We start from the raw sequence: 21,651 nt of genomic DNA on the forward strand, positions 1-21,651 counted from the left end.
CACCTGCCTTGCACGCAGGGGGTCAGCGGTTCGATCCCGCTAGGCTCCACCAATTTAAAAGTTAAGTCTGCTTATGCAGGCTTTTTAATTATATAAAGGAGTAGAAATATGACGAATTATTTAATAATATTAGTTGTATCTTTTTATTTATATTGTTTTTTTGGTTGGATTTGGGAGTCAGTTGTTTTACCGTTTTTTAGAAAACAATTACCATATAATAGAGGCTTTTTGTATGGACCCTGGATTCCTATCTATGGTTTTGGAGCAATATTGGTGATTGTGCTATTTGATATTCGTCATATTAGCTATCCTTTTTATATTTTATTTTTAGGTGGTGGGATAATATCATGCTTATTAGAATATATTACATCTTTTGTAATGGAAGAATTGTTTCATCGACGGTGGTGGGATTATAGTCAAAAGATTTTTAATATAAATGGGCGAATTTGTTTAGAAGGATTTTTTTGTTTTGGTTTGTTTAGTGTAATAGTAGTAAATTATATTCAGCCGTTTTTTGTTAAAAGATTAGCAGTTGTTAATGAAGATATTTTATTAATTATTAGTATTTTATTAGGAGGGTGTTTTATTGTTGATGCTATTATAACTACGCATATTGCTTTGAAAATTGACAAAAAGCTTGAGATTGTAAAACAGATTTTAGATGAAAGAGAAGAAAAAATTATTGCTGGTTTAGAAAAAAGACAGGCAAAACTATTTAAAAAGTTAGAACAGCGTGGTTTGGAATGGCAAAAGCAGCAATTATTATTAAAGAAACTATTAGAAGAAGAAAAATTATTTAGATATCGTTATCGTCGTTTGATTAGGGCTTTTCCACAAATTATTAAAAAGAAACGGAGGGATGATTAGTGCTGAAAAAATATTTTGGGACAAAGCAATTTTATAAAGAAGTATCTAATATTGCTTTGCCAATCATGGGGCAGCAGTTTATTACAACATTTGTAAACTTGATTGATAATGTAATGATAGGTAGTATTGGTAATATCGCTTTAACTTCAGTAACAGTAGCAAATCGTTTCTTTTTGATTGTTAATTCAGTACTATTTGGTTTATGCGGGGCTGCTGGTATCTATATAGCCCAATATTATGGTGCGAAGAAAAAAGAAAAATGTCAGGAAGTTTTTAATATTAATATGGTATTTTCGATAGGGGCTGCAATACTTTTTACTTTAGCAATGTTTATGATTCCTAAATTTGCAATCCAATTATTTTCTCAAACGCCTATAATTGTTGATGAAGCAGTTAATTATTTGTATTTTGCAAAATTTACATATATCCCTTTTAGTATTTCTTTTACATGTATGATGGCGTTAAGAGCAGTAGGAATAAATAAGATTCAGTTAAAAGTTGGAACTGTTGCGGTATTAACTAATACAATATTGAATTACTGCTTGATTTTTGGGAATTTTGGGTTTCCAGAGTTAGGGATTCAAGGTGCTGCAATTGCAACGCTAATTGCCCGTTTAGTAGAGATGACAATCTATTTAATTGTATTGTTTAAAAATCGTCATTTTTTTAGGTTTGATTTAGGTGGTATGTTACATATTAATAAAAATATTCTCGGTGGTATAGTACATAAGGCAGTACCGTTAACAGTAAATGAGATTTTATTTTCAGTTGGACAAGCAATGATATTTAAATCATATATTAGATGTGATGAGTATTTAGTTGCTTCAATATCGGTGGTTGATACTGTATCAAATATAATGTTTATTGCATTTGGGGGATTGTCGTCAGCAGTGTCAATAATGATTGGAAATAAATTAGGAGCAAACTTGCTCAGTGAAGCAAAAGAAAATGCGAGAAAGTTATTATTTTTTACTTTCATAGTTTCTTTAACAATTGGTAGCTGTTGCTTTATGTTAGCGCCTTTGATACCTAATTTATATAACGTTGATGTACCAATAAAAGAGGCGATTATTGCTTTGGTTAGGATAAAATCAGTAATGATTAATATATATGCGTTTAATGTATGTGTATTCTTCATTTTAAGAGCAGGTGGAGATGTGTTAAGTACAATGTTGATGGATGCAGGCTTTTTGTGGTTAGCTGGAGTTCTTGTGTCGACAATACTGTCAACGTACACAAGTTTATCGTTAATTACTTTATTTTTAATTGTAGAGAGTTTAGATATAATTAAGTTAATAATTGCTGTATTTTTCTTTAAAAAGGAACGATGGGTAAAAAATATTGCAGTAATAGGAGACTGAAATGAAAAAAGATAATTATTTTATTAAGGCTTTAAATGGTATGGCCTATGGTTTTTTTTGCAGTTTAATAATTGGTACGATTTTAAAGCAATTAGGAACTTTTATTAATATAGATGAATTAATTACTTGGGGAGAAGTGGCAACATTTTTAATGGGACCAGCTATTGGAGTGGGAATTGGTTATGCTATTGATGCTAAGGGTTTAAATTTAATTGCTGCGATAATTGCTGGAAGTATAGGAGCTGGTACATTTAATGGTAATTTAGCTAGTTCAGGAAATCCTATTGTATCTTTTGCTGCTGTAATTGTAGCAGTTGAGGTAACTCGGTTTGTTCAGGGGAAGACACCAGTCGATATTCTGATTGTGCCATTTATCTCAATAGTAACGGCAGGACTGGTCACGATATTTATTGGGCCTTATTTAACAAAGTTGATTATTTGGATTGGTGATTTGATTAATCAGGGTATAAATATGCAACCGATATTAATGTCGATCGTAGTTGCAGTTTTAATGGGAATGGCTTTAACTGCGCCAATATCAAGTGCTGCAATTGGAGTAATGCTAGGATTAGATGGATTGGCGGCTGGAGCTGCTTTGGCAGGGTGTTGTGCTCAAATGATTGGTTTTGCGGTTATGTCGATCGATGATAATGATATAGGAGATGTTATTGCTATTGGGATTGGAACGAGTATGCTTCAATTTAAAAATATTGTTAAAAAACCTATAATTTGGATACCGCCAATTATTACAGGTATTATAATTGCGCCTATATCAACCTGTTTATTGAATATTTCTTGTTCGCCAGTTGGTTCAGGAATGGGAACGGCTGGAATGGTAGGGATTCTAGAAGCGGTTAATGTAATGGGAAGTAATTATTGGGTCCCTTTAATTGTTATTGATTTAGTGGCACCAGCATTTTTAACATATGTTATTTATAAAGCGTTTAAAAAATTATCACTTATTAAAAGCGGTGATTTGAAACTGGAGCGATTATAGCGATATATATAATTAATAACGTCATAGCTGTGTGCTATGACGTTATTATTATCTTAATCGGCTGAAAAAAGTGCAATAATATCACTGGTTGACATTTTTGTAATACTTCCAGTGTTGTTTTCAATAAATATATTAGATAAATCTTGTTTTTGTTCTTGCAATTTTTGAATTTTTTCTTCAATACTATTTTTCATAATTAACTTATATACTTGTACATTATTAGTTTGACCAATTCTATAGGCTCGATCTGTAGCTTGGTTTTGTGCAGACATATTCCACCATGGATCATAATGGATTACGATTGATGCAGCTGTAAGATTTAGTCCTGTTCCTCCAGCTTTTAATGATATTAAGAATACATTTGTATTATCATTTTGGAAAGCATTGACTAATTGATGGCGCTTAATTTTATTTGTAGCACCTGTTAATACATAGTAGGAAATATCTTCTTTTCGCAATTCTTTTTCAATTAAACTTAAAGAAGTAGTAAATGATGAAAATAATAATACTTTTTGATTATTTTCTTTAGCCTTTTTAATAATATCTAAACATGCTTTCAATTTGGAACTAGGCTCTTGGATTTCGTTATATAAGATTCTTGGTTCGCAGCATAATTGCCTTAATCGAGTCATCATTGACAAAATTTGAATTTTGTCAATCTGTTCAACATTTAAGACATTTTGCAATTTATTATTTATTTGACTTAAGTTTGCAATATATAATTTTTCCTCGTCTTTAGAAAAAGCAATCTTTATATTGTTTTCAATTTTATCAGGTAATTCATCTAATACATCTTGTTTAGTTCTTCTTAAAATAAATGGTTCTACCATTTTTTTTAATCGTAGCTGAGTATCTTTGTCTTCATCACGAACTATTGGGCGTTCAAAATGTTCTTTAAAATAATGGTAACTAAATAAATAATTTGGCATTAAAAAATCAAATATAGACCATAATTCAGCTAATGAGTTTTCGATTGGGGTACCAGTTAAGGCAAAATGATGAATTCCATTTAATTCTTTAACAGCTTTAGCGTTTTTAGTTGTTTGATTTTTAATATACTGCGCTTCATCTAAAATAATATATTCAAAGCAATAATCTTTATACAGATTATAATCTCTTCTTAAATAATCATAAGAGGTAATAATAACATTATAATTATTTATTTGTTCTATTAATTTTTTCCGAGTTGCTAAAGAACCAGAGATACATAAGACATTTAAATCAGTAGAGAATTTTTTTATTTCATCTTGCCAGTTAAGTATTAAGGTTGCGGGAGTAATAACAATGCTGACTTTATTATCATGTTTTGTGTTTTCTAAAACTGTGATCATTTGAAGTGTTTTACCTAATCCCATATCATCAGCTAAAATTCCTCCAAATCCATATTCACTCATTGTCATTATCCATTTATAGCCTTCACACTGATATTCTCTTAAAATTTGTTGATATGGCTGTGGGATAGAGTAATTATTGTTATTGCTATAGGTTAATTTATTGATAAGTTCTTGGAACTGTTGATTACGATTGAATGTGATAGACTCTTTATCCATTGATAACTGATTTAAAAATAATGCTTTTGATTTATCGATAACGATTGAGCCATCTTTAATATTTTCATTGCTAAGATTTAAATCTTTGATTAGACTATAAGCTTCATTTAATGTTTTATCTTCTAAATTTATAAATTCTCCGTTTTTTAAACGATGATAAGATTTTTTTCTTTGAATTGAATTTAATATATCTTGAATTTCTGTTTTAGAAACATTTATACTATCTAAATCAATTTCTAATAAATTGTTTTTTAAACGAATTCCAATGTTTAAAGAGATGTTTTTAGGTTTATTAATATTTTTAATATCCTCGCTTACAAATACTTCACAATAATGATTAAGTTTAGGCAAGATATTTTTAATAAAATAATACACATCCTCATCACTATTAGTAATTAAATACATATTAGTAAGTTCGTCGTATTTTGCATAATCATCAATTAATGCTAAAGCATTATCAACGTTTAATGGTAATTTAGTTTCATAGCTGTCTATGTATTTACCATCAAATAATACATTCCCTTCTTCATCGCGATATTCTAAGTTAATGGTTAAATCACCAAAAGTGTTTAAATCTATATATACTAGCAAAGTAATAACGCTAGGCATATAATCATCAATATTTGTACCAACAATAGAGATATATGGTAAAATCTGGTCAATAATATATTTTCCGAAATATCCAAAGTCTTCTTTTGATATAATAAGATTTTCTTTATCTAATTTTTCTAAAAGTTTTTTTGTGATTTGTGACATATCTAGGCTATAACGGTTTAAAATGTTATTTTCTAAATAATAAATATATTGATTACCAATAATTAGCTCTCCTTCAACAGGGAGAAGAGATACCTCAAAATAATCTTCTTTATCTTCAATATTAATAGTAATATTATTTAAATCAATGGTTGTAAAAAATATATTTATATTTAAATTTGTTAAATATGTTTCAAAAAATTCATCAATATTATGCTTATTAATATCAATAGAACGATATCTTTCTATTTCATCTATAAATTCACTATTATCTTTAATAAAGGCAATTTGTTTTAACGCTTCATTGCTAAATAATTTATGATCATGATCAATTATCAATTTACTACCATAGCTATACGTTTTATGATAACGATAATTATTAATAAATTCTTTTAAATTTTTGATTAAATATGTTTTAGAGTTACCAATGCGATAGTTAATTAAAATACGATTAAAAGAGTAATTAATAGTTGGAAAAAGTTCAATTAAATCATTACCAATAATATTTATTTTTTTAGGATCTAAATATGTTTCAATCAACTGTTTAGATTCTTTAAGTTTTGTTTGAATCATTTTCTCTTCACGAATACGTTCAAATTCTTCAAATTTAGCACGATAATCAATTTTTTGATTAAATTGGAATGGGATGTCAGACATATCTAAGCTATAAAACTTTAGTAACAATACGCCAATATGACCACAAGCTAATTCATTTTTATGACAATTAGGGCAGTTACATTCAAAAGTGATAATTTTTCCGCTTGTATCAACAACAATATGACTGGTAGTCGTACGTCCGTATATTTCTACAGTACCATCGATATGATACTCATTTTCTTGTTTTAAAACGGACATATTAGTAATTACATTATCTTTATAATAACTATGTGCATTTTTCCAGTTTTTCTCATTAAATATTCTATTTATTTCATCATCTTTTATATACATGTTCTTTCCCTCCAATGATTTATTATACCATTAATTTAATGATTACCAAATAGAAATTGTTTAAGAAAATAAATATTTATTATTTCTTTATAATAAACTGATAAAAAATAATGATTACATCTTTATGATAAAATAATTTAGAGAAGTGTTTTATCGATATACATGTTATTAAATGAATTATCTTAAGATTTTGTTTTAAGTGAAATTAATTTTAATTCTCTTTATATTGTATTTTATAAAGAATAGGTGTATTCTTTTTATAGATAAAAATATAATAGTGAAAAGTTGCCGATGTAGCTCCAACGGTAGAGCAGGCCACTCGTAATGGTCAGGTTGCGTGTTCAAATCACGTCGTCGGCACCATTTTTAAACTTAATGGAAACTAAAAAACTACTTTCAAAAGTAGTTTTTTATTTAGATGATAACTTGTGTTTTATTATCAATTTATTTAATAACTCGCTGCATCCCAGATAAATATCAGAATATGTTTTATCAAAATTACCAGTGTACCATGGATCAGCAATATCTCGAGGACAGCAAGTAAAATCTAATAAACGTGAGACCTTATTTTGAGGATCATTTTTAATGATATTAAAGATTCCGGCTATATTTGCAGTTTCCATTGCAATAATATAATCATATTTATTATAATCTTTTTTTGTGAATTGGACAGATGTTTTATTATGAGTAGAAATACTATATTGGGCAAGTTTGTTTCTTGTACCGGGATGAACAGGATTTCCAAATTCTTCACTACTAGTAGCCGATGATTGAATATAAAATTTATTTTCCAAATTTTGTTTTTTTATTAAATCTTTAAATACGAATTCAGCCATTGGAGAACGACAAATATTACCTAAGCATACAAACATAATTTTTATCATTATAAATACCTCTTATCTATTAAAAAAGATGAACAAATGTTCATCATAATTATTAAATGGTGACCCGCAGGCGATTCGAACGCCTGACCCTCTGATTAAAAGTCAGATGCTCTACCGGCTGAGCTAGCGGGTCATAAACACTTAACAGTGCTCTATAAAAATATCACATTTTTAGTAGAATGTAAAGTGATTTGAAAAAAATGGTAATAAATTTTGCTAATTATGGTAAATATTGTTATAATTTAATTATGAATGGAGGGAAAGAAATGAAAAAAGTTTTAAAAGTTTTAACGGTATTTGTAATGCTCCTGGCATTGACAGGGTGCATGAAAATACGTTATCAAATTAACATTACTGATGAAAATAAAGCTGATGTTAATTTAACAATGTTGTATTCTAAAGAGATGATGGATACTTATAACATGACTCAAGAAAGTATTAAAGAACAGCTAATGGAGGATGACACTTACGCTGATTGGGATTTAAAAGATGCTAGTGAAAAAGTTGATGGTGAAGAATATGTAGGATTTAAAGCAGCTGCACCAAAGAATGTTTCTAAAGAAATTTTAAATAGTTTAACAGTTAAAGGGGATAAGTATACTTTAAAACTTAAAGGTTCTGATGTTAGTGGTAGTTTTGATACTAGCCAATTTGATCAGCTTGGTTATTCAATGGATCAGTTAGAAAAAATGGGATTAGAAGTTAGTATAAAAATTGCTATGCCTGGAAAAGTTAAGAGTTCAACAGTTGGGAAAATTGAAAATGGTGTTGTCACACTAGGATTAGCTGATTTAGAAAAATTAACAACTGATATTACAATTGTTTCTGAAAAATCTGGTTCTTCTAGTAACATTGGTTTAATTGTTGGAGGAATCGCAGTAGTAGCGATAGTTGCTGGTGGTGGTTTTTATTTTTATAAGAAAAAAAATAAAGCTAGTGAAGACGAAGAATAATTGGAAGATGATTAAATATAAAAATATAAAGGGATTCAAATTTTTGAATCCCTTTAATATATTATAAAATAAAAAATTATTGTTTTGGATATACTGGAGTATCAATGTTATATTGTTTTTTTATTTGAGTGATTATGTGATAAAGATTTTTTTTATAAAGATTAAATTCTTCTTTTTGATAGTAAAGAGAAGATATTTTTTTGTATAAATAATAGTCATATTTTTTTATAGCATTAAAAAAATATGTTCTAGTTGGACCACGTAAATATAAAATTCCAGGTAGGACATAGTCAGCATTTACTTTCTTGGCCATTTTGTATAAACCATTTATATTTCCAGGTTGATCTGTTAAATAAGGAATTATGGGCATAATATGTATTCCGGTTGATGCGTTTGTATGTTTTTTTACTTGATCAATAACTTTGAAGCGATCTATTATAGATGAACTGCCAGGTTCGATAATAGTACGTAGTTTATCATCAACAGTGATAATTGTGCATGCGATGTTGACATATGTAATTTTTGATAATTCATTAATAAGCTCAAGATCGCGTAATATTAAAGATGATTTGGTAGATATTATTATTGGAGTCTTATATTTTATCATAAGTTTTAAAATTTCAGGCATTAACTGTAGTTTTTCTTCTATTGGCTGATAACTATCACAAACACCACCGATATTAATGATTTCGTGTTTCCAGGTGGGGGATGAAAGTTTTTTTTCTAAACAAGAAAGAATATTTTTTTTGTAATAAATAGTTTCAAAGTAGTTAGAATCGTTTAAATATTTATGGCTATAGATGGCATAACAATATATGCAGCCATGCTCACATCCACGATAAATATTTAAGTCCCATTTGAATGGAAATTGTCCTTTTACTTTATTTAAAGCACTTTTAGCTTCTAGCTCTTGATATTTCATCTTATCACTTCCTAAATAAATAATAACATAGATCATAAAATTTATTTAATATTATTTTTCTACAAAATTTTAATAACGAAAGTGTTTTAATTAAATAAAAAAGGTGTTAATGATTATGAAAAATAGATGGATTGGATTAATAGTTGGATTAATAGTACTTACAGGTTGTAATAAACAGGATATAGATAAGCCGGTTGTAACATTAAATATAGATATTTCTAAATTAAACCAACAAAGAACGGTTACAAAAAATATGATAAATTTCAAAGATGATGATCAGGGTAAACATGATTTATTAATGCTAATGATTAATAGTGTGGATTATTATAATTTAGTAAGTGGTGAAATGAAGGTTACTTCAACTTATTTAGATAATATATCAAATTTAGAATATGAATTTCAAATTAATATACCTGAATATAAATCATACGTTTATCAAATTTCTTCAAATAGTCATAGTGAACAGGTTATGATTAGAGATAGTGAGAAAATGTATTTTTTTACAGGGGATAGACAGGATTTAGAAAACTTAACTTTAAATGAATTAATAGAAAAAAAACAAATTAGTATTGAGGAGATAAACAGAGATAATAATATATTTAAATTTATGGATTGGTCATTAACAGATCGAGTAGAAGATAGTAATATAAGTAGAGTTGCTAATGACTTATATGGTGATGTTGCACCTTATTTATTTCCAGAAGATATTGCTTTAAGGCAGTTGGGAATTGATTATTCTAGTTTTACAATTGAGAATAAAACAAAGTTTTTAGATAGAGTTGTTTTTCGGGTTGAAGGTAAGATAAATAATGATTTATATACTGAAGGGGGAACAATTTCGATGTTGATTGATCAACAAACGGGAATTGTTTTAGAGTATATTAGAAATAGCAATAATAGTAGAGTTGAAATGAAAATGGAAAGTATTTCAATAGATAGTGATAATGAGATAGATTTATATAATAAATATATAAAATAGATACTTAGTGAAGGAATATGCTAATTAAAGAAATGAAAAGATAATAACTTTTTATATAATTGCAAAAAATATATTTTAAGAGCTGCTGAAATAAAAGAAGATAATAAATTAATGGTAATAAACAGGGGGATAAATATGTTATCTAAATTATAGTAGTACGTTAAGATATAAATGAGGCGAGGATTATTATTTATTTAATAAAAAATGAAAAAAATGTAAAAAACTATTGCATATATATGTCATAAATGATATTATATTAGGGCACCAAGTTGCTTGAATAGCTCAGTTGGTAGAGCAATCGGCTGTTAACCGATCGGTCGTAGGTTCGAGTCCTACTTCAAGCGCCATGGCCTGTTGGAGAAACGGTTAACTCACATGCCTTTCACGCATGCATTCACGGGTTCGAATCCCGTACAGGTCACCATTTTAAAGTAATCCAGGAGTAATTCCTGGTTTTTTTATTATAAAAAATGTTACTAACATTATTTTGTTAGTAACATTTGGGTAAGTCCAATACTGTGATTAACTAAATTACCTGCAATATAATTTAGTAATGTTGCTTCATCTTCAGAATAATTTTTCTTATATGCATTGATATGAAACATTCGATAAGAATTTTCAATATAATTTAATATCCAAAGAAGAGAGTCTTTAAAGTTGCCATGAAATACTGGTTTTTGAAGCAAAGGATAAAAACTAGTTGTGTTTATTTCTTGATAAAAATGATCAAGAAAAGTTGCATTGTTTTTACAATCAGCTGAAAAATTATGCAATCTAGTTTTAATAGTTTCATCTGGAGCTATAGAAATTACTAAATCATAATTAGCTGCAAGAAAAAGCTGATTGTACATTAAATTTTCTATAATTGAAGTATTCATTTTATCACCTATTACAGTCTATGCGTGTTTATTGAAAAAATGAAAACTATTATTTGTTACTATTTGTATAGTAGAGTTCTCGAGAAAGTTCAAATATTATTAAATCACAAAAATGATTGTTTTTATAAGCATATTTGTTTAAAATGATTAACTTTTTAAAGTTATTAGCAAGAAGAACTTTTTGACTAGAGATATTAGTTGCAAATGTCTTAGCTGTAATTATATTGATATTGTAATTTTTAAATACATGATCAATCATTAATTTAACGCTTTTTTTCATTATTCCTTTATTCCAGTAAGGTTGTCCAAGCCAATATCCTAATTCGCAACAGTAACAATATATATCCTGATTGAAAGTAACAGAGATAGCACCGGCAAATTGACCATCTACTTCAATAGCGAATTCTAATAATTTTTCAGGATTAGCCTGAGTTGCTAAAAGTAAATATTTACTAGCAGTTTCTAAGGTATAAGGATAGGGAAAATTATTTTTTAAGTTATTAGCAATATTGGGATTGTTTGCCATTGTAGCTAAGGCAGGTTGATCACTTAGCTGATATGGTCTTAACAATATTTCCATTAAGGTAAAGGTTTATCCTCAGCGGTGTAGATTGCATACCATTGCTCACGAGTTAATTTAATATTGACTCCACTAATTGAATCGAGCATATTTTTAATATTAGTTGTACCAATAATTGGTTGCATTTTAGCTGGATGTCTTAGAATCCAGGCGTTAACTATTGCTGCTTTAGATACATTATATTTTTTAGCAAGGATTTCTAATTGGTTATTTAATTTAGGATAGTTTGGATTATTTAGGAAAGTATCTTCAGATAATGTTGCTCTAATTGTTGACCAGGGTTGAATTGTTATATTATTTAAACGACAATAATCAAGGATTCCTCCATCGTGGTCGATTCCATTTTCCATGTTAGCAAAAATACCATAATCTATCATTTGACTATGAGCTGGTCCAAACTGTAATTGATTAATGATAATAGGCTGTTTACAATATTTTTTTAGTAGCTCGATTTGTCCAGGGGTATGATTAGATACCCCGAAATATTTAACTTTATGATTTTTGTATAGCTCATCAAAAGCTTCAGCTACTTCCTGAGGGTCCATTAAGGCATCAGGACGGTGTAATAACAAGATATCAAGATAGTTTGTTTGTAAACGATTTAAAATACTATCCACACTCTTTAAAATATATTCTTTTGAAAAATCGTAACAGATACCAGGTCTTATTCCGCATTTTGATTGAATGATCATTTTATTTCGAAGTTGAGGATATTTTTTTAGAACGGTTCCAAATAATTGTTCTGATTTGCCGCCTCCATAAATATCAGCATGATCAAAAAAATTAATTCCTGCTTTTAGGGCTTCTAATATTAATTGTTCTACTTGTTCAGGCGTTTTTGAAGCAATTCGCATGCATCCTAAAGCAATTTTAGATACTTTTAAATCTGTATTAGGTAAAGTGTAATATTCCATTTTATTTCCTCCTGTGTAAATATTTTTATTATATCATGAGTAATATAACTATGGTATACTATACCTGAGGTTAGGTGATAATATGAATAGTAAGTTAAAGATATTTTGTGCTTTATTAGGGGGGATTATCTTAGGATTTGTTTTTTCTTCAATTAAGCGGGGAATTTATGTTAGAGTTTGTAATAATGGAAATAATGATCGGGGTGAATCTTAATGTCTTATCAAATTATTAAAGCTTTTGTATATGTGATTTCGGTGATGCTTTCAATGTGGGGATTAAGTTGTTTTAATTTTGATAATATAATTAGGAAGACTAAAGTAAGAGAATTTTATTTGTTTTTTTTAATAGCATCATTATCGTTAGGATATTTGTTAGGTTCTTTTATTTTAGAGTTTGCTACAATACATTTTTAACATATTTTAAATTACCTCTCATATAATTATGTGAGGTAATTGTATATGAGAGAAATAAGTGTGAAATTAGGGATTGTTATATTGGTCGGAGTTATTTTTTTATCAATGAATTATTATCAAGCTAATGAAGAAACGATTCAAGGTAAAAAAGAAATTAAAGAAGAACCAGTTAAAGTAGCGGTAACAATTGATAATAATGTTAATTATGTTGATCTAGATGATTATCTTTTAGGGGTAGTTGCTGGAGAAATGCCTGCTAACTTTGAAACTGAGGCTTTAAAAGCACAAGTAGTAGCTAGTCGAACATTTGTTTATAATCGTAATTTAAGTGTTGATAATACTACTAATAGTCAAGTGTATTTAAGTGAAGATAAGATGAAAGAAAATTGGGGTAGTAAATATAATGAATATTATCAAAAAATTAGTACTGCAATTAAGGAAACAAAAAATGAGGTAATGAAATATCAAGGAGATTATATTTCTGCATTGTTTTTTTCATCTAGTAATGGATATACTGAAAATGTTGAAGATTATTTTGAATCGAGTCCTTTACCATATTTAAGAAGTGTTGATAGTCATTGGGATTTAGCAATAGATCCAAAAAACACTCGACAAGCATCTTTTACTAAACAAGAGATAAAAGAAAAATTTAATTGTCAAGATATAGATTTTAATATTATTGCATATAAAAAAAGTGGTCGAGTAGCAACACTGAGTGTTGGTGGTAAAAACTATAGTGGTCGCCAAGTTAGGGAAAAATTAGGTTTATCTTCAAGTTGTTTTACTGTTGAATATAAAAATAATAAATACGTTTTTACAACTAAAGGTAGTGGTCATGGTGTTGGTATGAGTCAATATGGGGCGCAAGGAATGGCTTTAGAGGGTGCTGATTATAAAGAAATCTTAAATCATTATTATACTAATATCGAAATTATAAATAATTAGTATAAACCTTGTTTTAGTGGAAACACTACAAATGAGGTGAAACAATGAAATTATTTATGAAGCGTAATCGACGCGTTTTAGTTTTTGGTGCGGTAGTAATGTTATTTTTAATTGGAGTTGGTGTGATCCAATTAGTTTTAAATCAATATCAGCCATTTAAAGATACCGCTGTTGTCAAAGTGGAAGATAATAAAGAAGATAAAACTAAAGAGGAAAAGCCAACTGTAACAACTGAGAAATTATTAAAACCTGTTAATGATGATGTTAAAATTGTTAAAAAATTCTATGATGCATCTTTAAGTGATGCGGAACTAGAAAAAGCATTAGTATATTTTGAAGGGGTTTATCGACCAAATTTAGGTGTGGATTTTTCTAAAGATGGAAAAGCTTTTGAAGTTAAGGCAGCATGCTCAGGTACGGTAACAAAAAAAGATAATGATGCTTTACTTGGTTGGGTTGTAACTATAACTAATGAAAATGGCTTTAGTACTACGTATCAGTCATTAAGTGAAGTTAGTGTAGAAAAAGATGCAGTTATTAAACAAGGTGATAAGATTGGAATTAGTGGAGAAAATGTTTATGAATCTGAATTAAAGTGTCATTTGCATTTTATTTTAGAGAAAGATAATCAAGCTTTAAATCCAGAATCTTATTTTGATCAAGATGTTACAAAAATAGCGGTATAATCAACCAAATGGCAATAATAGAAAAAATTATTGCTATTTGGTTTTATTTCGCTTTTAATCTTGTAAATATCAAAAATCATGGTACAATAGTTAAGAAAAAATAAGGAGGACTAATGATGGCATTATCAAAAGAAATTGGTATCGATTTAGGTACAGCAAATATTTTAATTTATGTCAAAGGTGAAGGTATTGTTGTAAATGAACCTTCTGTAGTAGCAATAGATGATGAAAATAAAAAACCTTTAGCTGTTGGCCAGGAAGCTAAAGATATGTTAGGAAAGACACCAGGAAGAGTAAAAGCAATTCGTCCTTTAAAAGATGGAGTTATTGCAGATTTTAGAATAACAGAAATCTTAATTACTCATTTTATTAATAAATTAAACTTAAAAGGAATTTTTTCTAGACCAACAATTTTAATTTGTTGTCCATCAAATATTACATCAATTGAAAAAAGTGCAATTAAGGATGTAGCTGAAAGATGTGGGGCAAAACGAGTGTTTATAGAAGAAGAACCTAAAGTAGCAGCAGTTGGAGCTGGACTAGAGATTTCAAAACCAACAGGTAACATGGTAATTGATATTGGTGGTGGAACTACTGATATTGCAGTATTGTCTTTGGGTGATATAGTTACTAGCAGTTCACTTAAAATTGCAGGTGATGTAATGGATGAAGATATTATTAAATTTGTCAAAGATAAATATAAGTTATTGATTGGAGATCGTACAGCCGAACAAATCAAAATGCAAATTGGTACTGCAATCAAGGGAATCAGTGAAGAAATTTTTGAGGTAAGAGGTCGTGATTTAGTAACAGGGTTACCACATACGATTACAATTACTGCTGATGAAACTGAATTAGCATTAAGAGAGACTTGCCAAACAATTGTAAGAGAAACAAAACATGTATTAGAACAAACACCTCCAGAATTAGCTGCTGATATTGTATCAAGAGGAATATTCTTAACAGGTGGAGGAGCATTATTAAGTGGACTTGATCGTTTGTTGGAAAACGAATTAGGAGTACCAGTATTTGTTGCTGATGATGCTTTAAATTGTGTTGCTAATGGTTGTGGTGTAATGTTAGAAAATACCCATTATGTTAAATAATATGACATGAGATTTTTATCTCATGTTTTTTTTATCAAAACTATTAAGATAAAATAATTATTTGGTAAGGCTAGTATAACTAAATAGGTAGAAAATTTTAAAAGAAAAATAAATATAGCTAAGATAGTTGGCAATAGATAATAAAGTTGTTAATAGTATAAAAATAGGAATGATAATTTTAATGTCTTTGGTATATGGAAGTCAAATTATTAAATAAAAGAAAAAATAAATAGTAGTAATAAGTATATTTATTTCAATTATGATAAATATGGAACGGATAATGCTTTTGAAATTTATTTTAATATAATATCAAAAGCTACAGAGATAAAAGCAGTTATATTATATTTATTATACTGTTATTTTTAGTTTTAACGTGCAAGATATTATTAAATCTTAATCTTTTACATCAATGGATGTAAGATTTATTAAAGAATAGGGAGATTTATAACTTATATATTTCTTTTTTTAACAACATTATATACAATTAAATAACTTATTTATCTTGTATTTTATCTAAAAATAAATGATAATATACAAGAGATAGGAAGTGAGAAGATGAATCCTAGTTTAATAATGTCGTTTGTTGTCACAATGATAATTACAGCTTTACTGATTCCTATAGTTATTAGGATAGGAAAAAGTTTAGGAATTGTGGCACATAAAAATAAACGGACGGTTCATAAAATTGAAGTTCCTCGAATCGGTGGATATGCAATTTACATAAGTTCATTAATTGGAACAGTGATTTTTCTAAAGACTGATCCGCAAATAAATGCAATTTTAATTGCTGGTTTTTTAGTTTTTTTTGTAGGATTATATGACGATGTTCATGATCTTTCTCCCAAAACAAAGTTAATTGTAGAATTAGTGGCAGCATTAATTGTAATTGGTTATGGTGATATATATTTAAAAGGTTTTGATTTTATGCCTAGTAATTGGCCGCCAATTATTCCAGGAATCATCACTGTACTATGGATAGTGGGAATCACAAATGCAATAAACTTAATTGATGGACTTGATGGTTTATCATCAGGTATCTCAATCATAGTTTTATTTACAATATCAATGACTTCTTTAACTAGTGGGAGAACGGATATTGCTTCTTTATCACTGGTTTTAGCAGGGGCAATTATGGGATTTTTATTTTATAATTTCTATCCGGCAAAAGTTTTTTTAGGTGATTGTGGAGCTTTATATATAGGTTTTATGATTTCAGTTATTTCTCTATTAGGATTTGGTTATAATGTTTCTACCTTTTTTACTTTAGGTGCTCCAATTGTTGTTTTAATGGTCCCAATCATGGATACTTTGGTTGCGATAATCCGTAGGAAGGTTCATCATAAAAAGTTTAGTGAAGCAGATAGAGCTCATCTGCATCATAATTTAATGTTTAAATTAAAGTTAGGACATCGAAAGAGTGTAATTGTACTTTATGGAGTAACATTTTTGTTTTCATTAACTTCTTATGTATATTTATATGATCCAACATTAGGGACAATAATGTTTATTATTTTAATGTTGATCTTTGAATTATTTGTAGAACTAACAAGTATGGTTAGTCGAAAATATAAGCCATTACTTACAATAATTAATATTTTTATTCATAATGATCATTTACCTAAAATTAAGGTTTTAGAAAGGTACCGTAGTAGACGAACTAAAAAAAGAGTTATTGTTGATCGATTCATTATTTTAAGTTGCTTTTTATTAGTTATAGGTTTTAGTGGAACATATGCACATTTAAATCAAGAGAAACCGGTTATTAAAGAAGAACGAACCACCCCATATATCAAGACATCATCTAGCGATCTATTAGATGAAATTTATACTCGGTTAGATAAAGCTTATCAAAGTAGACAATCAAATGAAGAATGTCAATTAGTAGCATCATATTTTGCTGTTGACTATTTTACTTTAAAAGATAAAAAAGAAAATCAAATAGGGGGACTGGATTATATATATCCTGATTTGCAAAGTGTTTTTAGTTCTTTTGCATTAAAATCATTTTATGTTAATAAAGAAGAGTATCCTGAATTAGAAGTAGAAGATTACGAGATTATTTCTTTTTCTCCTTCTAAAGTAGTTATAGAAGGGTTAGAAAATAATGAGTATTATAATGTGCTTATTTCTTTAAAATATAATCAAAAAGTTGAAACTATACCAAATAGTGCGAATATTGTTTTAGTTTTAAATAATGATCGTTTTTATGTGGTAGGTGTTGATAATGCTTAAATATCAAAGGATTTTTAAACTCGATGATGAATTGTATGATTTTCATTTACGACAAAAGCAGTATTATTTATTAGAAGGAATTGTTCCTACAAAACAATATCTTGTTGAGCAGATGAATAATCCTGAAAAGTTTGATGATAAAGAGCATTATATAATGAAAATATATTATAATGAAAAAATGATTGCTTTAATTGATTATCAGATTGGATATCGTTTTTCGATGAAACATGATGATAATTATCTCTGGATTGGTTTGTTTTTAGTAGATGAGATTTGGCAGCAAAAGAAATTTGGTAGACAAATAATTGAACATATAATTAATGAACATAAACAGAGTTGTAAGATAGTTCAGTTGGCTTGTATAAAAGAAAATTTAAAAGGTTTGGCTTTTTGGAAATCTTTGGGTTTTAGGAAAATTGATGTTTCAAAATGTAAAAATATAGAGGTAATAGTACTAGAAAGGGTTATTTAGATATATATTTGGTGACTATTCATCAAAGTATTGATGAAATCATTGAAATTTTAAAAATATTATGTTATTATGTTCTAGCGATGTATCAAAGTATCAATTAGGAGGTATATTATGTTTGGCACTATTTTAAATGTCTTATTAGTAATAATAGCAATAGCACTTATTATATTATGTCTATTACAAAGTGGTAAATCTGATGGGATTGTTAATGCCTTGACTGGTCAAAGTTCAAACTTATTTGCTCAACAAAAAGAACGTGGTGCAGATTTAGTGATGACAAGAATAACGACTGGTTTAGCGATAGCATTCTTCGTTATTGCCATCATTATTAGGATGTCATAATTAATAGGACTATTGGTCCTATTTTTATTTTGAATTAAAGGGAGGTGAGTAGGTGAAAGAAGAAATCTTAACATTATTAAGTGATGAAAATTATATAGAGCGTTCAATTGATTTAATAGCAAAAAAGTTAAACTGCACAAGTAGTGATAAGTTTGTTAAATTAGTTAGATTGATGAATGAGTTAGAAGAAACGGGTCAAGTAGTTAGAAATAAATATAATCATTATTATTTACCTAATCAATTTGGTATGGTTTTAGGAACTCTTACCATTAATAAGAAAGGTTTTGGTTTTGTTGTTGTTGAAGATCAAGAAAAAGATGTATTTATTGCTCCTGATTCTTTAAAAGATGCTTTTAATAAAGATCTTGTACTAGTTGAAATAAATCAACATAGTGATGTTGAAAGACCTGAGGGTAAAGTAATTCGGGTAATAAAACGAGGTCAGACTAAATTGGTTGGCGAGATTAAAAAAGGAAAACGTGATTATTATGTCGATGTTGATGATCCTAAATTTGATAAGCGAATTTATGTTGATCATGCTCATTTACATGGTGCTATGCCAGGTCATAAAGTATTGGTTGAAATCAAGCTTTATAAACCTATATTGAAAGGTGATGTCAAAAAGATACTGGGACATAAAAATGATCCAGGAATTGATATTTTATCAATTGTTTATGAACATGAAGCATCAGTTGAATTTCCTAAGGCTGTGTATGAGCAAATTGAAGGAATTCCTGATACATTAGAGGAGATTGATGTAAGTGAGCGAGTTGATTTACGTAATGAAGTAATTGTTACAATTGATGGTGATGATGCTAAGGATTTGGATGATGGTATTTCATTAGAAAGATTAGCTAATGGTAACTATCGTTTAGGAGTTCATATTGCTGATGTATCCTATTATGTAAAAGAGGGTTCACCATTAGATAAGGAAGCTTTTACAAGAGGAACATCTATTTATCTGGCAGATCGCGTTATACCAATGTTACCACATAAATTATCAAATGGTATTTGTTCTTTGAATCCTCATGTTGATCGTTTTACGATTTCATGTTTTATGGAAATTGATCAAAATGGAGAAGTGATTGAACATGAGATAGTACCTGCAGTTATTAATTCAACAGAAAGAATGACATATACTAATGTTAATAAGATATTAGATGGTGACCAGATGTTACAATTACAGTATAGTCATGTTAAAGAGTTATTTTTTTTGATGCAGGAATTAGCTTTGATTTTACAAGAAAAGAAAGCTAGACGTGGGGCAATTGATTTTGATGTAAAAGAAGCAAAGGTTATTGTTGATGACAAAGGTGAAACAACTGATGTGATTTTAAGAGAGCGTGGAGCTAGTGATCGTATTATTGAAGAGTTTATGTTATTAGCTAATGAAACTGTTGCTGAACATTTTAAATGGCTTGAATTACCATTTATATATCGGGTTCATGAACAACCTAAAACAAAGAAATTAATACAGTTTAGTTCAATTGCTAAAATAATGGGATATACAATTAAAGGATCATTAGAAAATATATATCCAAATGAATTAAGTAGTATTATAGAGGCAAGTAAAGATACACCTGAACATACAATTATATCAACTTTATTATTACGTTGTATGCAAAAGGCTCGTTATGATGAACAGTGTTTGGGGCACTTTGGATTAGCTGATGAATTTTATACGCATTTTACTTCGCCAATTAGACGTTATCCTGATTTAATTGTTCATCGTATGATTAGAAGATATTTATTTGAAAAAAGGCTAGATAATCGAACAATTAAGCATTATCAAGAGATAATGCCAAATATTGCTCTTCAGAGTTCAAACCGAGAACGAGAGGCAATTGATATTGAGCGAGAAGTTGATGATATGAAAATTGCTGAATATATGGAAAAACATATAGGTGAGGAATTTGAAGGAATTATAAGCTCTATTACTAATTTTGGATTCTTTGTTGAACTTGATAATACAATAGATGGTTTAGTTCATGTTAGTGATCTAACAGATGATTTTTATTTCTTTGATGAAAAAAATCTTCGTTATATTGGTCAAAGAACAGGCAAAGTATTTAAAATGTCTGATCGTGTTAAAGTAAGAGTTGCTAGTGCCTCAAAAATAGATAAATCAGTAGATTTTGAAATTGTTGGCATGAAATCCAACAAAAGGACACAAAAAACTGTTATAATAAATGCACGTAAAGATGATAAGAAGAAAAAAGGTCATTCTAAGCGTAGACGAAAATATGATGATTCACGTTTTAATAAACGTGAAAAAAGCAGTTTTCATAAATCGAAGCATAGTAAGAGTAAACATCATTAATTAAAAGGGGGAATGTGTATGAAGATCATTTCAAACAACAAAAAAGCATATCATGATTATTTTATCTTAGATACTTATGAAGCTGGAGTTGAGTTAAAAGGAACAGAAATAAAATCAGTTCGTTTGGGAAATGTTAATCTTAAAGATGCTTTTGTTAGAATCAAAGATAATGAAGCATTTATAGAAAATATGCACATTTCTCCTTATAGTCATGGTAATCGTTTTAACCATGAACCACGTCGAACAAGAAAACTTCTTTTACACAAAAAAGAAATATTAAAAATTTCTAATAAATTAAAAGAAGGAGGCTTGACAGTTGTACCAACTAAGTTATACTTTAATACGGGTAGTAAAGTTAAGTTAGAAATTGGGATTGCTCGTGGTAAAAAACTTTATGATAAACGCCAAGATTTAAAGGAAAGAGATTCTAAAAGAGAAATTCAAAAAGCTTTAAAGAACTACTAAACTGGGGGTGTCCTGGGTTCGACAGGTATATGTCTGACCTTAGCTGCAGTCGAAGGCATTCGTTAAATGCACAAACAAATAAC

The 21,651-nt window shown here is 28.6% G+C and carries 21 protein-coding genes and 4 tRNA genes; 18 read left to right on the top strand and 7 right to left on the bottom strand.

All coding sequences use genetic code 11. The features are described from left to right. Window positions 1-108 precede the first annotated feature (108 nt). The 3 genes from ACLR9T_RS11300 to ACLR9T_RS11310 are packed head-to-tail and all read left to right on the top strand — an operon-like array spanning window position 109 to window position 3,225. Window positions 109-867 carry a putative ABC transporter permease gene (locus tag ACLR9T_RS11300; protein WP_413109629.1) on the top strand — a complete coding sequence of 253 codons (759 nt, stop codon included), beginning with the start codon at window positions 109-111 and terminating at the stop codon, window positions 865-867. Beyond that, complete coding sequence (locus ACLR9T_RS11305; protein ID WP_413109630.1) at window positions 867-2,228, top strand: MATE family efflux transporter; 1,362 nt, start codon at window positions 867-869, stop codon at window positions 2,226-2,228. Before ACLR9T_RS11300 ends, ACLR9T_RS11305 begins: the two co-directional genes overlap by 1 nt. Before the next feature lies 1 nt (window position 2,229). Beyond that, window positions 2,230-3,225: a PTS transporter subunit IIC gene (locus ACLR9T_RS11310; RefSeq protein WP_413109631.1), complete on the top strand. Its 996-nt coding sequence runs from the start codon at window positions 2,230-2,232 to the stop codon at window positions 3,223-3,225. A gap of 53 nt (window positions 3,226-3,278) precedes the next feature. Here the strand turns inward: ACLR9T_RS11310 and ACLR9T_RS11315 are convergent, their stop codons facing one another. Further along, window positions 3,279-6,476 carry an SNF2-related protein gene (locus tag ACLR9T_RS11315; RefSeq protein WP_413109632.1) on the bottom strand — a complete coding sequence of 1,066 codons (3,198 nt, stop codon included), beginning with the start codon at window positions 6,474-6,476 and terminating at the stop codon, window positions 3,279-3,281. A gap of 287 nt (window positions 6,477-6,763) precedes the next feature. Between ACLR9T_RS11315 and ACLR9T_RS11320 the strand changes: the two genes are divergently transcribed. After that, window positions 6,764-6,839 (top strand) — tRNA-Thr (locus tag ACLR9T_RS11320). 47 nt (window positions 6,840-6,886) lie between these two features. Here ACLR9T_RS11320 and ACLR9T_RS11325 read toward each other — a convergent pair. Both ACLR9T_RS11325 and ACLR9T_RS11330 read right to left on the bottom strand, forming a co-directional pair. After that, complete coding sequence (locus ACLR9T_RS11325; protein ID WP_413109633.1) at window positions 6,887-7,360, bottom strand: low molecular weight protein-tyrosine-phosphatase; 474 nt, start codon at window positions 7,358-7,360, stop codon at window positions 6,887-6,889. A gap of 57 nt (window positions 7,361-7,417) precedes the next feature. Further along, window positions 7,418-7,493: transfer RNA gene (locus tag ACLR9T_RS11330), tRNA-Lys, on the bottom strand. A gap of 133 nt (window positions 7,494-7,626) precedes the next feature. Here ACLR9T_RS11330 and ACLR9T_RS11335 point away from each other — a divergent pair. Then, window positions 7,627-8,313, top strand: coding sequence for an LppM family (lipo)protein (locus ACLR9T_RS11335; protein ID WP_413109634.1), 687 nt, complete (start codon window positions 7,627-7,629; stop codon window positions 8,311-8,313). Between the two features lie 76 nt (window positions 8,314-8,389). Here ACLR9T_RS11335 and ACLR9T_RS11340 read toward each other — a convergent pair whose 3' ends face one another. Continuing rightward, window positions 8,390-9,235: a radical SAM protein gene (locus ACLR9T_RS11340; RefSeq protein ID WP_413109635.1), complete on the bottom strand. Its 846-nt coding sequence runs from the start codon at window positions 9,233-9,235 to the stop codon at window positions 8,390-8,392. Window positions 9,236-9,350: 115 nt separating this feature from the next. Between ACLR9T_RS11340 and ACLR9T_RS11345 the strand changes: the two genes are divergently transcribed. The 3 genes from ACLR9T_RS11345 (at window position 9,351) to ACLR9T_RS11355 (ending at window position 10,638) form a co-directional block, all read left to right on the top strand. Further along, window positions 9,351-10,214 (top strand): hypothetical protein, encoded by an 864-nt coding sequence (locus ACLR9T_RS11345; protein ID WP_413109636.1) that lies wholly within the window; start codon window positions 9,351-9,353, stop codon window positions 10,212-10,214. Between the two features lie 271 nt (window positions 10,215-10,485). Next, window positions 10,486-10,561, top strand: a tRNA-Asn gene (locus ACLR9T_RS11350). Window position 10,562: 1 nt separating this feature from the next. Beyond that, a tRNA-Glu gene (locus ACLR9T_RS11355) sits at window positions 10,563-10,638 on the top strand. A 58-nt stretch (window positions 10,639-10,696) separates the two neighbouring features. Here ACLR9T_RS11355 and ACLR9T_RS11360 read toward each other — a convergent pair. The 3 genes from ACLR9T_RS11360 to ACLR9T_RS11370 are packed head-to-tail and all read right to left on the bottom strand — an operon-like array spanning window position 10,697 to window position 12,586. Then, complete coding sequence (locus ACLR9T_RS11360) at window positions 10,697-11,092, bottom strand: hypothetical protein (protein ID WP_413109637.1); 396 nt, start codon at window positions 11,090-11,092, stop codon at window positions 10,697-10,699. A 49-nt stretch (window positions 11,093-11,141) separates the two neighbouring features. Continuing rightward, window positions 11,142-11,672, bottom strand: a complete 531-nt coding sequence (locus ACLR9T_RS11365) for a GNAT family N-acetyltransferase (RefSeq protein ID WP_413109638.1) — start codon at window positions 11,670-11,672, stop codon at window positions 11,142-11,144. Beyond that, on the bottom strand, window positions 11,672-12,586 hold the full coding sequence (locus tag ACLR9T_RS11370; RefSeq protein ID WP_413109639.1) for an aldo/keto reductase: 915 nt from the start codon (window positions 12,584-12,586) through the stop codon (window positions 11,672-11,674). The genes ACLR9T_RS11365 and ACLR9T_RS11370 overlap by 1 nt, the downstream gene beginning before the upstream one ends. A gap of 82 nt (window positions 12,587-12,668) precedes the next feature. On the opposite strand from ACLR9T_RS11370, the gene ACLR9T_RS11375 reads away from it, so the two are divergent. The 10 genes from ACLR9T_RS11375 (at window position 12,669) to smpB (ending at window position 21,568) form a co-directional block, all read left to right on the top strand. Next, complete coding sequence (locus tag ACLR9T_RS11375; protein ID WP_413109640.1) at window positions 12,669-12,800, top strand: hypothetical protein; 132 nt, start codon at window positions 12,669-12,671, stop codon at window positions 12,798-12,800. Continuing rightward, on the top strand, window positions 12,800-13,000 hold the full coding sequence (locus ACLR9T_RS11380) for a DUF1146 domain-containing protein (protein WP_413109641.1): 201 nt from the start codon (window positions 12,800-12,802) through the stop codon (window positions 12,998-13,000). Before ACLR9T_RS11375 ends, ACLR9T_RS11380 begins: the two co-directional genes overlap by 1 nt. A 45-nt stretch (window positions 13,001-13,045) precedes the next feature. Beyond that, the gene (spoIID, locus tag ACLR9T_RS11385) at window positions 13,046-13,945 is read left to right on the top strand and encodes a stage II sporulation protein D (protein ID WP_413109642.1); all 900 of its coding nucleotides are present in this window, start codon (window positions 13,046-13,048) and stop codon (window positions 13,943-13,945) included. A gap of 44 nt (window positions 13,946-13,989) precedes the next feature. After that, on the top strand, window positions 13,990-14,631 hold the full coding sequence (locus ACLR9T_RS11390) for a peptidoglycan DD-metalloendopeptidase family protein (protein WP_413109643.1): 642 nt from the start codon (window positions 13,990-13,992) through the stop codon (window positions 14,629-14,631). Window positions 14,632-14,747: 116 nt separating this feature from the next. Beyond that, the gene (locus ACLR9T_RS11395) at window positions 14,748-15,737 is read left to right on the top strand and encodes a rod shape-determining protein (protein ID WP_092354547.1); all 990 of its coding nucleotides are present in this window, start codon (window positions 14,748-14,750) and stop codon (window positions 15,735-15,737) included. A 555-nt stretch (window positions 15,738-16,292) separates the two neighbouring features. Then, window positions 16,293-17,969: an MraY family glycosyltransferase gene (locus ACLR9T_RS11400; RefSeq protein WP_413109644.1), complete on the top strand. Its 1,677-nt coding sequence runs from the start codon at window positions 16,293-16,295 to the stop codon at window positions 17,967-17,969. Then, the gene (locus ACLR9T_RS11405) at window positions 17,962-18,441 is read left to right on the top strand and encodes a GNAT family N-acetyltransferase (protein ID WP_413109645.1); all 480 of its coding nucleotides are present in this window, start codon (window positions 17,962-17,964) and stop codon (window positions 18,439-18,441) included. Before ACLR9T_RS11400 ends, ACLR9T_RS11405 begins: the two co-directional genes overlap by 8 nt. A gap of 111 nt (window positions 18,442-18,552) precedes the next feature. Continuing rightward, window positions 18,553-18,783, top strand: coding sequence for a preprotein translocase subunit SecG (gene secG / locus ACLR9T_RS11410; protein ID WP_413109646.1), 231 nt, complete (start codon window positions 18,553-18,555; stop codon window positions 18,781-18,783). Window positions 18,784-18,835: 52 nt separating this feature from the next. Continuing rightward, window positions 18,836-21,103, top strand: coding sequence for a ribonuclease R (gene rnr / locus ACLR9T_RS11415; protein WP_413109647.1), 2,268 nt, complete (start codon window positions 18,836-18,838; stop codon window positions 21,101-21,103). An 18-nt stretch (window positions 21,104-21,121) separates the two neighbouring features. Next, window positions 21,122-21,568 carry an SsrA-binding protein SmpB gene (gene smpB, locus ACLR9T_RS11420; RefSeq protein WP_413109648.1) on the top strand — a complete coding sequence of 149 codons (447 nt, stop codon included), beginning with the start codon at window positions 21,122-21,124 and terminating at the stop codon, window positions 21,566-21,568. Window positions 21,569-21,651: the final 83 nt, after the last annotated feature.

The sequence above is a fragment of the Thomasclavelia sp. genome, from assembly GCF_047249845.1.
Classification (GTDB): domain Bacteria; phylum Bacillota_I; class Bacilli_A; order Erysipelotrichales; family Coprobacillaceae; genus Thomasclavelia.